We start from the raw sequence: 12,462 nt of genomic DNA on the forward strand, positions 1-12,462 counted from the left end.
GGTTGATGTCGATCAAGCATCCGATCATCTCGATCACCGGCTCTTCCGGGGCAGGCACCACCTCGGTGAAGCGCACCTTCGCGCAGATATTCCGGCGCGAAACCATTGCCGCAGCCTATATCGAGGGCGACGCCTTCCACCGCTACGACCGCCTGGAGATGCGAAAGCTGATGGCCGACGAGGCCGCCAGGGGCAACAAGCATGTCAGCCATTTCAGCCCCGCCACCAACCTGCTCGAAGAGCTGGAGGCGGTCTTCAAGTCCTATAGCGAGACCGGCGCGGGCCAGACCCGCCACTACATCCACGATGCTCAGGAGGCCGAGACCTACGGCGTGCCGCCCGGCAAGATGACCGATTGGGAGCCGCTGCCCGCCGACACCGACCTGCTCTTCTACGAGGGTCTGCACGGGGCGGTCTGCGACGAGAGGCTGAACATCGCCCAGTATGCCGATCTCAAGATCGGAGTCGTGCCGGTGATCAACCTCGAATGGATCCAGAAACTGCACCGGGACCGGTCGGCGCGGGGTTATTCGACCGAGGCCGTGACCGACACGATCCTGCGGCGCATGCCGGACTACATCCACCACATCTGCCCGCAATTCTCGCAGACCGACGTCAACTTCCAGCGCATTCCGACGGTCGACACCTCGAACCCGTTCGTCGCGCGTTGGATCCCTACGCCCGACGAATCCATGGTCGTGATCCGGTTCAAGAACCCGCGCGGGATCGACTTCTCCTACCTGCGCTCGATGATCGCCGGCAGCTTCATGTCACGCGCCAATTCGATCGTCATTCATGGCGGGAAGCTCGACCTCGCCATGCAGCTGATCCTGACCCCGATGATCCTGCAACTCGTGGAACGGCGGAGGCGGGCATGAACAAGATGGCACCCATGGCTCTCGGGCACGAGGCGTCGATGCATCGCGACATGGCGAACGCGATCCGCTTCCTCGCCATCGACGCGGTTGAGAAGGCCAAGTCGGGGCATCCCGGCATGCCGATGGGAATGGCCGACGTCGCGACCGTGCTGTTTGCGCAGTTCCTGAAATTCGATCCTGCCGACCCCGCCTGGCCCGACCGCGACCGCTTCGTGCTATCGGCCGGACATGGTTCGATGCTGCTCTATGCGCTCCTGCATCTGACCGGATATCGAGGCATGGACATCGCGCAGCTCAAGGCCTTCCGGCAATGGGGCTCGCTGACGCCCGGCCATCCGGAGCATGCCCATACACCCGGTGTCGAGACGACGACCGGGCCTCTCGGACAGGGGCTTGCGACAGCGGTAGGCATGGCGCTGGCTGAGCGGCTGTCGAACGCCCGCTTCGGCGACGACCTCGTCGATCATCACACCTATGTCATCGCCGGCGATGGCTGCCTGATGGAAGGGCTGAGCCATGAGGCGATCTCGCTGGCGGGGCATCTCCGGCTGGGCCGGCTGATCGTCCTCTTCGACGACAATTCGATTTCGATCGACGGCGCGACGGCGCTGTCCTGTTCGGACGACCAGCTCGCACGCTTCGCCGCCAGCGGCTGGCACGCCGCTCGGATCGACGGACACAACCCGGAGACGGTGGCCGAGGCGATCGCGGCGGCCAAGGCCGATCCGCGTCCATCGCTGATCGCCTGCAGAACCATCATCGGTTTCGGCTCACCCAATCGTCAGGGAACGGAAAAGGTCCATGGCGCACCGCTGGGCGCCGACGAGGTCGCGGCGACGCGGGCCGCGCTGGCTTGGCCGCATGCGCCCTTCGAAGTGCCTGCGGAAGTCGGGGACGCCTGGATACGAGCCGGGCAAAAGAACGCCAAGGCGCGCAGGGACTGGCAGGCTCGCCTGAAGGATGCGCCGTCTGACGTTCGGGCTCGGTTTGCTGCTGCACTCGCGGGAGATATCGGGGACGTTGGCCGGTCAGCTTTGGCGACGATCCGCACGCGCTTTCTCGCCGATGCGCCAAAGATTGCGACGAGACAAGCTTCGCAGCAGGTGCTGGACGCGATCGCGCCCGCCATTCCCGATCTGTTCGGCGGCTCGGCCGACCTGACGCACTCCAATCTGACGCACGCCAAGAGCCAGAAGCCGGTGACGCCCGGCGATTTCGCCGGCTCTTACGTCCATTACGGCATCCGCGAGTTCGGCATGGCCGCCGCGATGAACGGCATCGCCCTCCATGGCGGCTTCATCCCCTATGGCGGAACGTTCCTCGTCTTCGCCGATTACTGTCGCCCGGCGATCCGCCTCTCGGCGCTGATGAAGCAGCGCGTTGTCTACGTCATGACGCATGATTCGATCGGGCTGGGCGAGGACGGGCCTACGCATCAGCCGGTCGAGCATCTGGCTTCTCTGCGAGCCATTCCGGGCCTGCTCGTGTTCCGGCCGGCCGACGCGGTCGAGACGGCCGAGGCCTGGGCCTGCGCGCTGGCTCACGATGGCCCGTCGGTGCTGTGTCTGACTCGGCAGGCTCTGCCGATGCTTCCGAGACCACATGAAGCCGGCGAAACCGTTAGCGGTGGCGCGTGGGTTGTCCGCGAACCAAACGGCAAGCGGGATATCACGTTGATTGCCACGGGTTCCGAGGTCGCGCTGGCATTGGCAGCCGCCGACGCGCTGCACGAACAGATGGTCGAAGCCGCGGTGGTGTCCATTCCCTGCTTTGAACGCTTCTCGGCCCAACCACCCTCCGTGCGACAGGCGATTCTGGGGCGCGCGCCCCGTATCGGTATCGAGGCCGCGGTGAGCCTGGGCTGGGATCGCTGGATCGGCAGCGAGGGCACCTTCGTGGGCATGCACGGCTTTGGCGCCTCCGCGCCTGCTGACGTGCTTTTCGAGAAATTCGGGCTGACGGCAGCGGCCATCGAGACCGCGGCGATGAAGGCCGTGATCGTCTCGCGCAGTGGCAGGGGGCTGAGATGATGGCCCGTTTCCCAACCCTCGACGACGCCGAATTTTCGGGCAGGCGCGCGCTTGTGCGGGTCGACCTCAACGTGCCGATGGAGAACGGCGCGGTCACGGACACGACCCGCATCGACCGCATCCTGCCGACGATCCGCGAGATTGCGGCCAAGGGCGGCAAGGTCGTGCTGCTCGCCCATTTCGGACGGCCCAAAGGTCGCGACGCCAAGGACAGCCTGCGGCAGGTCGTGCCCGCTCTCACCCATGCGCTCGGAAGCCCTGTGATCTTCGTCGAGGACTGCATCGGCGAGGATGTCGCCAGGGCGGTTGCGGCTGCGAAGAACGGTGACGTTCTGCTGCTCGAGAACACCCGCTTCCACGCCGACGACGAAAAGAACGATCCGGAATTCGTCAAGGCGCTTGCCGCCAATGGCGACCTCTTCGTCAACGACGCCTTCTCGGCGGCGCATCGGGCCCACGCCTCGACCGAAGGGCTCGCCCATGTCCTGCCGGCCTATGCCGGACGCACCATGCAGGCGGAACTGGAGGCGCTGTCGGCCGGGCTCGACAATCCAGCGAAGCCTGTGATGGCGATCGTCGGCGGCGCGAAGGTCTCGACCAAGCTCGACCTGCTCGGCAGCCTCGTGAAGAAGGTTGATATGCTGGCCATTGGCGGCGGCATGGCCAACACCTTCCTCGCCGCGCGCGGCGTCTCCGTCGGCAAGTCGCTCTGCGAGCATGACCTCGTCGCCACCGCACGCGAGATCGAGGAGAAGGCCAGGGCCGCTGGCTGCGAGATCGTGCTGCCGGTCGACGCGCTGGTCGCCCGCGAGTTCAAGGCCCATCCCGGCCACCGCGTCGTGCCGGTATCGGATGTCGCCGCCGACGAGATGATCCTGGACGCCGGCCCCTTGAGCGTGGCCGAGGTCGTGCTCAAGCTGGACAGCGTCCAGACCCTGGTCTGGAACGGGCCGTTCGGGGCCTTCGAGCTGCCGCCCTTCGACACCGCGACGGTGACCGTCGCCAAGGCGGCAGCCCGGCGCGTCAAGGCGGGCAAGCTCGTCGCCGTTGCAGGCGGCGGCGACACGGTCGCGGCGATGAACCATGCCGGCGTCGCCAACGACCTGACTTACGTCTCGACGGCGGGCGGCGCCTTCCTTGAATGGATGGAAGGCAAGCCGCTGCCAGGGGTAGAGGCGCTGCATCGTCACCCAGAACTGGAGAGCACCTGACCATGGCCCGCATCACGCTTCGCCAACTGCTCGATCATGCCGCCGAACAGGGCTATGGCGTGCCGGCCTTCAACATCAACAACATGGAGCAGGGGCTCGCCATCATGGCGGCGGCCGAAGCGGTCGACGCGCCCGTGATCATCCAGGCAAGCCGCGGCGCGCGGAGCTACGCGCACGACATCATGCTGGCAAAGATGATCGAGGCTCTGGAAGAAATCTATCCGCAGATCCCGCTCTGTCTGCATCAGGACCACGGCAATGACGAGGCGACCTGCGCCACCGCGATCCGGCACGGGTTCACCTCGGTGATGATGGATGGCTCGCTCAAGGCCGACGCCAAGACCCCTGCCGACTACGCCTACAATGTCGCGATCACCCGCCGGGTCGTCGACATGGCCCATTGGATCGGCGCGTCGGTCGAGGGGGAGCTTGGAGTACTGGGCTCCTTGGAAAGCGGACAAGGCGAGGCCGAGGACGGGCATGGCGCCGAAGGTCAGCTCAGCCACGACCAGTTGCTAACGGATCCCGACGAGGCCGTCCGCTTCGTCGCCGAGACCAAGGTCGATGCGCTTGCCATCGCCATGGGCACCTCGCACGGCGCCTACAAGTTCACCCGCAAACCAGATGGTGACATCCTCGCCATGCAGGTCGTCGAGGAGATCCATCGCAGGCTGCCAAACGTCCACCTCGTGATGCACGGCTCCTCCAGCGTGCCCCAGACGATGCAGGACATCTTCAACGCCCATGGCGGGGAGATGCCGCAGACCTGGGGCGTGCCGGTCGATGAGATCGTGCGCGGCATCCGGCACGGTGTGCGGAAGGTCAATATCGACACCGATTGCCGGCTCGCCATGACGGCGCAGTTCCGCCGCGTCGGCCAGCAGGCGCGAGCCGAGTTTGATCCGCGCAAGTTCCTGAAGCCCGCAATGGACGCAATGGCCGATCTCTGCCGCGAACGCTTCGAGCAGTTCGGCACGGCGGGACAGGCCGGCAAGATCAAGGTGCTGCCGATCGCCGCCATGGCGAAGCGCTACCGCGCCGGCGAGCTCGACCCGCGGATCGACCCTCTCGCGGTCGCCGCCTGAAAACCTCTTGTCCAACCAGCCACCACCGAGGAGCTCCCAGATGAACCAGCAATCCCTGACGGTGACCGGCAAGGAGCGCTACCGCTCCGGCGTCATGGAATACCGCAAGATGGGCTATTGGGAACCCGACTATGTCCCCAAGGACACCGACATCATCGCGCTGTTCCGGATCACCCCGCAAGACGGCGTCGACGAGATCGAGGCGGCGGCCGCCGTGGCGGGAGAGAGCTCCACTGCGACCTGGACCGTGGTCTGGACCGACCGGCTGACGGCCGCCGAGAAATACCGGGCGAAAGCCTATCGCGTCGATCCGGTGCCCAACGCGCCGGGCTCCTTCTTCGCCTACATCGCCTATGATCTCGATTTGTTCGAGCCGGGCTCGATCGCCAACCTGACGGCCTCGATCATCGGCAACGTCTTCGGCTTCAAGCCGCTGAAGGCGCTGCGGCTCGAGGACATGCGGCTGCCCACCGCCTATGTGAAGACCTTCCAGGGGCCGGCGACCGGCATCGTCGTCGAGCGCGAGCGGCTGAACTGTTTCGGCCGGCCGCTATTGGGGGCGACCGTGAAGCCCAAGCTCGGGCTGTCTGGCCGCAACTACGGCCGCGTCGTCTACGAGGCGCTGAAGGGCGGGCTCGACTTCACCAAGGACGACGAGAACATCAACTCGCAGCCTTTCATGCATTGGCGCGACCGCTTCCTCTACTGCATGGAGGCGGTCAACAAGGCGCAGGCCGCGACCGGCGAGGTCAAGGGCACCTATCTCAACGTCACCGCCGGCACGATGGAAGACATGTACGAGCGGGCAGAGTTCGCGGCCGAGCTCGGCTCCTGCATCGTCATGATCGACCTCGTCATCGGCTACACCGCGATCCAGTCCATGGCGAAATGGGCGCGCCGGAACGACATGATCCTGCACCTGCACCGGGCCGGGCACTCGACCTATACGCGCCAGCGCATCCACGGCGTCTCGTTCCGCGTCATCGCGAAATGGATGCGGCTCGCCGGCATCGACCATATCCATGCCGGCACCGTCGTCGGCAAGCTCGAGGGCGATCCGGCGACGACGCGCGGCTATTACGACATCTGCCGCGAGGATCATAATCCGCAAAAGCTCGAACACGGCATTTTCTTCGACCAGCCCTGGGCGAGCCTGAACAAGATGATGCCGGTGGCGTCGGGCGGCATCCATGCTGGCCAGATGCACCAGCTGCTCGACCATCTCGGCGAGGACGTCGTGCTGCAGTTCGGCGGCGGCACTATCGGCCATCCGATGGGCATCCAGGCCGGCGCCACCGCCAACCGCGTCGCGCTGGAGGCCATGATTATGGCCCGCAACGAGGGCCGCGACTACCTGCACGAGGGCCCGGAGATCTTGGCGAAGGCGGCCCAGAGTTGCAGCCCGCTGAAGGCCGCGCTGGAGACCTGGGGCAACGTCGCCTTCAACTACGAATCCACCGACGCGCCCGATTTCGCGCCCGTCGCCAGCGTCTCGATGTGAGGAGGACGACTATGCGCGTGACCCAAGGCTGCTTCTCCTATTTGCCCGACCTGACCGACGACCAGATCAAGGCGCAGGTTCAGTACTGCCTCGACAAGGGCTGGGCGGTGAACATCGAGTTCACCGATGACCCGCATCCCCGCAACACCTATTGGGAGATGTGGGGCTTGCCGATGTACGACCTCAAGGACCCGGCCGGCGTGATGATGGAGCTCAGCCAGTGCCGTCGGGTCTATGGCGAGCGCTATATCCGGATGTCTGGCTTCGACGCCGGCCATGGCTGGGAGTCGGTGCGGATCTCCTTCATGGTTAACCGGCCCAAGGTCGAGCCCGGCTTCCGGCTGGAGCGGCAGGAGGCCAAAGGCCGCCAGCAGCGCTATGTGACGCATGCCTACGCGACCGACCGGCCGGAAGGGGAGCGTTATGGGTCTTGAGGCGCAGGCTCGGTCTCTCATGAGTTCGCGCTCTCTCTCCCCCCTCGTGGGGGAGAGTTGGAGAGGGGGGGCGAACGGCTGGGTGAGCTTCATATCGATCAAGCACAACCGCCAGCACCCTCTTGCAAACCGCTCGCCCGGTCTTTCGCCCCCCACTCCTATCCCCTCCCCAAAAGAGGGAGGGGAAGAGCTTGGCCGCCCAGCGCTGGCGCGGACCCTGTCATCGGGCGCAGCCCGTGTCTGAGGATACGGACGAGAACCCAGGCGGCGGCCCGCCCGCCAGCATCTCCCTTCGCGAGGAATTCGACGGTGCCGGCATCGCTGAGGTCCTGGCGCAGCTCGACCGGGAGCTGATCGGTCTGAAGCCGGTCAAAACCCGCATCCGCGAGATCGCCTCGCTGTTGCTGATCGAAAAGGTGCGCCAAAAGATGGGCATCAGCGCCGGCCAGCCGACGCTGCACATGTCCTTCACCGGCAATCCGGGGACCGGCAAGACCACGGTCGCCTTGCGCATGGCTGACATCTTGCACCGGCTTGGCTTCGTCCGGCGCGGCCATGTGATTTCGGTGACGCGCGACGATCTCGTCGGGCAATATATCGGCCACACCGCGCCCAAGACCAAGGAGATCCTGAAGAAGGCGATGGGCGGCGTGCTGTTCATCGACGAGGCCTATTACCTCTATCGGCCCGAGAACGAGCGCGACTACGGCCAGGAGTCGATCGAGATTCTGCTGCAGGTGATGGAGAACCAGCGCGACGACCTCGTCGTCATCCTCGCCGGCTATGCCGAGCGCATGGAGACGTTCTTCCGCTCGAACCCGGGCTTTCGCTCGCGCATCGCCCACCACATCGATTTTCCCGATTACGGGGACGAGGAGCTGTTCAGCATCGCCGAGCTGATGCTGGCCGGCCAGAACTACCGCTTCAGCAGCGCGGCGCAGGACGCCTTCCGCAGATACATCGCCGCGCGGAAATCCCAGCCGCTTTTTTCCAACGCACGATCGATCCGCAACGCGCTCGACCGCGCCCGCCTGCGCCAGGCCAACCGGCTCGTAGCCGATCTCGACGCGCCGCTGAACGCCGAGACGATCATGACGCTGGAGCCCGAAGACATCCTCGCCAGCCGCATCTTCGCCCAGGCTGCCGACAGCCGCGTCTCGGCGGCCTAGTAGTGGAGATTCCGACAATGCCAAACCCGCTGTTGATCGCGCCGTCGATCCTATCGGCCGATTTTGCCCGTCTTGGCGAGGAGGTTCGTGCGCTGGACGCCGCCGGCGCCGACTGGATTCATTGCGACGTGATGGACGGGCATTTCGTGCCCAACATCACCTTTGGGCCGGATGTGGTGCAGGCCATACGCCCGCACACCGACAAGGTCCTCGACGTCCATCTGATGATCTCGCCAGCGGATAACTACCTCGAGGCTTTCGCCATGTCAGGAGCGGACGTGATCACGGTTCATGCCGAGAGCGGGCCTCATCTCCATCGCTCGCTGCAGACCATACGAGGTCTCGGCAAGCAGGTCGGCGTCACGCTCAACCCCGCGACGCCGCTCGCGGTGATAGAGCCGGTGATCAGGCTGGTCGATCTCGTCTTGGTCATGAGCGTCAATCCGGGCTTCGGCGGCCAGGCCTTCATTCCCGACGCCGTCGATCGCGTCGCAGCCGTGCGGCGTATGGCGCGCGACCGGGGCTTGAGTCTGCGCATCGAAGTGGATGGCGGCGTCGGACCGGCGAACGCCGGCGCGTTATACGCGGCAGGCGCGGACACGCTTGTCGCCGGGTCGGCCGTATTGAAGGACGGACCCGCTCACTATCGCGCCAGGATGGAGGCGATCCGTGCCGCCGCCGTGAACGTGACGCCATGAAGTATCGCCACAAGCCGCGATCAAAGCTGGGCGCGGTCATCTTCGATCTCGACGGCACGCTTGTCGACAGCGCTGCGGACATCGCGAGTTCTCTCAACCATGCGCTGAGCTGCGAGGGCCTCGCGACCGTTCCATTGGCCAATGTCCGCACCATGATTGGCGATGGCGTCGCGGCCCTTGTGAGGAAGGCGATCGACCATCAGGGCGCCGCTGTCGATCCGGATCGATGCAACAGGGTGACGGAGCGTTTCATGACATTCGCTCATTCCGTGCCAGTCAACGCCTCCACGCTGTATCCCGGCACGGAAAACCTGCTGCGAAGGCTGCGGCGCGACGGAGTCAGGTTGGGCGTCTGCACCAACAAGCCGCATGATCTCGCCGGACGCGTCTTGCAGATGCTTGGGGCGGCTGAGATCATCGATGGGTGGATAGGCGGCGGGCATTTTGCGATGAAGCCCGATCCATCGTCGCTACTGGCCGTGATTGAGGAGCTCGGGGCCACTCCGGACGCGACCGTTTATGTCGGCGACATGCGTGTCGATTATCTCACGGCGTTGAACGCGGACACTGCCTTCATCGGGGTCAATTTCGGTGCTTGGCGCTATGATTTGCCCGACATGGACAAGCCGTGTGTGGTCATGAGCATGGAGGAGTTGCGCAAGGGGCTGGTTGCAGAATGAGTGACCGCGCCGTCATGCATTGGCCGAAGGCGATGATTTTCGATCTCGATGGGACACTGGCCGAGACCGAAGAACTCGATCGGCTAAGTCTCAACGATTCATTCGAGGCACTGAATCTCGGTTGGAATTGGTTGTCACTTGGCAGCTAATTACAAGAATGCGGCCGTTCTCGCCATAGCGTGCACTTAAAATACGAGAATCGAACAGCTCAGATTCCTAAATTATCTGCAATCACATTGTGTCGAAGCTGTTGTAAGTATTGAATACCACGGGGATATTTTACGATTTCCGGACCGAGAAGGCGTTCCAGCTCGTCGGCCAGATGGGGCTGGTTGGGCAGGTGATCTACCTCACCCATCATCCGCACCTTTGCAAGATCGCTCGGCGGGTGTGTCCTGGCGCTAGGATTCATGAACTGACTGCACGCCTGCAACGATAGTAAGATTGCTTGCGCACGCCCGGATCTGGACGCTATTCACATGCACTTCCTCGCAGAGCCCGTCTCTGCTTCGGCGCCGTGTGTTAGCGCCTGCCATTCTCACGCGCCATGGCTAGCTTCCTGCGGCAACAGGTCGGCCGGCACGGTGATCCGATAGGTCGGATGCAGTCGCCCGCCTGCGGCGAGAGCGCGATCGCCACGCCCCATGTCGATCTGCGACATGTCTATATGCTTGCGCCAAGCTTGAGCGTGTTTGTCGGCATAGACGAAGAACAGACGTTTGACCTTCACGCTCTGGCATTGGACGAGCAGCGTCGTCAGCAAGTTCGGGCGCAGATTGACCAGGCTCTCAAACGTCATGTCGAGGGTGTGAAAGCTCTCATTGTTTGGCAGCTCATCAAGCGCCTCGAGGATCGCTCGCTCTGCCGACGACATCCGTATCGGCCAACGCCAGGGGCTGAGGGTGAACTCCGCGTCCGGGCCGTCGGACAGGCTGAATTCGCTATCTTCAACACCTGTCGGCTGCTCACCGAACAGCGCGTCGTTTCGCCGGACGAACCGTGGATCGGGTTGCAGCTCGACCAGCCATGTCGGCATGGCCGAGCCGTAGAGATAGATCGCCGCGTCGCCGCCCAACTGCAGATAGTGCGAATGACCGTGAAGGCCGAGGGCGCTTACCCCTCCGACATGGAAGCTATGTCCCATGATCCATTGAGCGGAGAGCAATGGTATTTTCCATCCCGTGGCGGCTTCTCGACTTGCGCCGGTGGTAAAGGGGCGGCGGTAGAGGCCTTGTCTCACTCGCTCCAGCCAGCCCTGCTTCACATAGGCCGAAACCGATTGTCGCGAGATGGCGTGGCGCGTCATCCAAGCCATATCCACCAGAAAACCCGGCGGGATGGCCTGGAGGAGTAGCTTCAGCTTCGACGCGCCTTGTCCATTCATGTTTGACAATATTCCATGAACTCAAAGTGAGCGCGAGCGCGGATTTTTTGGATTTGACCTGATGTCAAACGAGCGTTGACAACAGCAATCTTTTTCAAAGTAGCCGGGCCGGCTATCCTGCTGAGTTGAAGGGCTGAGATGGCGTCTCCCTGCGGGCCGGGCTGTCGGCGAAGCTGAAGCCCCTGCGGGTCTTCACCCATGCGGGCGTCCATCCCTGACGCGGGGTGGAGAGGCGGCGCAATCCGGCGGACGATGGCAAGCCGATGTCCATGAACTCGCCCAGGTCGACGAATTTGGCGCCTACTACGCTGCGCAGCGACGGGCAGCCCGCACGCGGGCCGATGGTCTGACGGGCGAATTCCTGCACCGGACAAGGTTGCGGCAGAGGTGGAGCGGATCCCGATGCACGCGAAGATGAATCTCGCGAAGGTCCAGGTAATCGTCATGCGGCGGCAGGTGTTTTTCGGCGAAGAGCGTCGTTGCCATGAAGCCAGGTCCACCGAGAGCAGCGCAATCCCGCTCTTCTGCGATGGCGTCCTGGTCCGGTTCCGGATCTTCCACGATCAACCCGCAAGGGGTCGGCTACGCGAGCGTGCCGCCGCTGCGGCTGACGCCTTCGCGGTGATCGCGACCGGCCCCGGCCCTTCGAGGAGCCATCGAGCGGGAATTCCCCCGCTCCCGGATGGAGCCTCACAATGTCGAACGATCTTGTCCTTGCCCAGAGCCACGCCTTCGCACTCGCTCGCACGCTGATGGTCCCGATTACGGTCTTCCAGATCGATGGCGCCTATGGAGTGCTGCCGAGCGACGAGATCGACGACGCAGACGAGCTCCACGTCATCCATGAGTTCGACCCTCATGATCGCCGGCCGGCTCACTGAGCCGGGAGTGGGCGCCGCAAGCGAGCGGTCGCCCGCAAGGGAGGCTGCGCCGCGAACGATTGATCTCATTTCCCGTCGAAGGTCGATCCGCGCCCTTGCAGGCGCCGCTCTTCGCGGCGGTTGGGCTTGGACCCGCGAGATGTGCGGGAGGGACGACGCAGCAGGAAAGGCCGGACGTAAAGCGCCGGGAGAGATGATGGAGCAACGAGAACTCGAAGAACTGAAGGGGCGCGTGTTGTGTGCGGCGGTGCTGGAGAAAGCCGGCTTCGCCATCGATCTGAAGGAGAGCACGCGCCGCGCCGTCAAGCACCGGCGCGGCAGCGACATCATCATCGTGATCCACGAAGGCCGGGGCTGGTTCGATCCGCTGTCGGACGCCAAGGGCGATGTCTTTTCGCTGATCCAGCATCTGGGGGCTCCGTGGGCATTTCTACATTAATACACGCTAAGGGAATTTGAAGTTGTTTGGATTGAAGCGGTTAGCCCGGATTGGCCTGAAGCGTTCGAGGGG

General features: G+C 64.1%; 14 protein-coding genes and 1 pseudogene. 12 read left to right on the forward strand and 3 right to left on the reverse strand.

Going from position 1 to position 12,462, the window contains the following annotated elements; translation table 11 throughout:
• Nucleotides 1-5 precede the first annotated feature (5 nt).
• The 10 genes and pseudogenes from ACFPN9_RS14420 to ACFPN9_RS14465 all read left to right on the forward strand — a co-directional run.
• On the forward strand, nt 6-878 hold the full coding sequence (locus ACFPN9_RS14420; protein WP_068078367.1) for a phosphoribulokinase: 873 nt from the start codon (nt 6-8) through the stop codon (nt 876-878).
• On the forward strand, nt 875-2,908 hold the full coding sequence (gene tkt, locus ACFPN9_RS14425; protein WP_068078373.1) for a transketolase: 2,034 nt from the start codon (nt 875-877) through the stop codon (nt 2,906-2,908). The genes ACFPN9_RS14420 and tkt overlap by 4 nt, the downstream gene beginning before the upstream one ends.
• Nucleotides 2,908-4,119, forward strand: a complete 1,212-nt coding sequence (locus ACFPN9_RS14430) for a phosphoglycerate kinase (protein ID WP_068078375.1) — start codon at nt 2,908-2,910, stop codon at nt 4,117-4,119. The genes tkt and ACFPN9_RS14430 overlap by 1 nt, the downstream gene beginning before the upstream one ends.
• A 2-nt stretch (nt 4,120-4,121) precedes the next feature.
• Nucleotides 4,122-5,204 (forward strand): class II fructose-bisphosphate aldolase, encoded by a 1,083-nt coding sequence (fba, locus tag ACFPN9_RS14435; protein WP_068078376.1) that lies wholly within the window; start codon nt 4,122-4,124, stop codon nt 5,202-5,204.
• 40 nt (nt 5,205-5,244) lie between these two features.
• On the forward strand, nt 5,245-6,705 hold the full coding sequence (locus ACFPN9_RS14440; RefSeq protein WP_068078378.1) for a form I ribulose bisphosphate carboxylase large subunit: 1,461 nt from the start codon (nt 5,245-5,247) through the stop codon (nt 6,703-6,705).
• Between the two features lie 11 nt (nt 6,706-6,716).
• Nucleotides 6,717-7,139, forward strand: a complete 423-nt coding sequence (locus tag ACFPN9_RS14445; RefSeq protein WP_068078389.1) for a ribulose bisphosphate carboxylase small subunit — start codon at nt 6,717-6,719, stop codon at nt 7,137-7,139.
• A 236-nt stretch (nt 7,140-7,375) separates the two neighbouring features.
• Complete coding sequence (gene cbbX, locus ACFPN9_RS14450) at nt 7,376-8,308, forward strand: CbbX protein (protein ID WP_068078392.1); 933 nt, start codon at nt 7,376-7,378, stop codon at nt 8,306-8,308.
• Between the two features lie 17 nt (nt 8,309-8,325).
• Nucleotides 8,326-9,006 (forward strand): ribulose-phosphate 3-epimerase, encoded by a 681-nt coding sequence (rpe, locus tag ACFPN9_RS14455; protein ID WP_068078395.1) that lies wholly within the window; start codon nt 8,326-8,328, stop codon nt 9,004-9,006.
• Nucleotides 9,003-9,686, forward strand: coding sequence for an HAD-IA family hydrolase (locus tag ACFPN9_RS14460; RefSeq protein WP_068078398.1), 684 nt, complete (start codon nt 9,003-9,005; stop codon nt 9,684-9,686). Before rpe ends, ACFPN9_RS14460 begins: the two co-directional genes overlap by 4 nt.
• Nucleotides 9,687-9,700: 14 nt before the next feature.
• Nucleotides 9,701-9,817, forward strand: a pseudogene (locus tag ACFPN9_RS14465) (HAD family hydrolase); the annotation flags it as partial.
• 77 nt (nt 9,818-9,894) lie between these two features.
• Here the strand turns inward: ACFPN9_RS14465 and ACFPN9_RS14470 are convergent.
• The 3 genes from ACFPN9_RS14470 to ACFPN9_RS14480 all read right to left on the reverse strand — a co-directional run bounded on the left by ACFPN9_RS14470 (nt 9,895) and on the right by ACFPN9_RS14480 (nt 11,270).
• Nucleotides 9,895-10,044 carry a hypothetical protein gene (locus ACFPN9_RS14470; RefSeq protein WP_156449854.1) on the reverse strand — a complete coding sequence of 50 codons (150 nt, stop codon included), beginning with the start codon at nt 10,042-10,044 and terminating at the stop codon, nt 9,895-9,897.
• Between the two features lie 180 nt (nt 10,045-10,224).
• On the reverse strand, nt 10,225-11,070 hold the full coding sequence (locus ACFPN9_RS14475; RefSeq protein ID WP_305681360.1) for a type IV toxin-antitoxin system AbiEi family antitoxin domain-containing protein: 846 nt from the start codon (nt 11,068-11,070) through the stop codon (nt 10,225-10,227).
• Nucleotides 11,067-11,270, reverse strand: a complete 204-nt coding sequence (locus ACFPN9_RS14480) for a hypothetical protein (protein ID WP_156449779.1) — start codon at nt 11,268-11,270, stop codon at nt 11,067-11,069. Before ACFPN9_RS14480 ends, ACFPN9_RS14475 begins: the two co-directional genes overlap by 4 nt.
• Nucleotides 11,271-11,765: 495 nt before the next feature.
• Between ACFPN9_RS14480 and ACFPN9_RS14485 the strand changes: the two genes are divergently transcribed.
• On the forward strand, nt 11,766-11,951 hold the full coding sequence (locus tag ACFPN9_RS14485) for a hypothetical protein (protein ID WP_067254014.1): 186 nt from the start codon (nt 11,766-11,768) through the stop codon (nt 11,949-11,951).
• Complete coding sequence (locus ACFPN9_RS14490) at nt 11,914-12,390, forward strand: hypothetical protein (RefSeq protein ID WP_377817209.1); 477 nt, start codon at nt 11,914-11,916, stop codon at nt 12,388-12,390. The genes ACFPN9_RS14485 and ACFPN9_RS14490 overlap by 38 nt, the downstream gene beginning before the upstream one ends.
• The last annotated feature ends 72 nt before the right edge of the window (nt 12,391-12,462 follow it).

Origin of the sequence: Allobosea massiliensis (genome assembly GCF_042655245.1) — a bacterium.
Lineage (GTDB): Bacteria > Pseudomonadota > Alphaproteobacteria > Rhizobiales > Beijerinckiaceae > Allobosea > Allobosea massiliensis.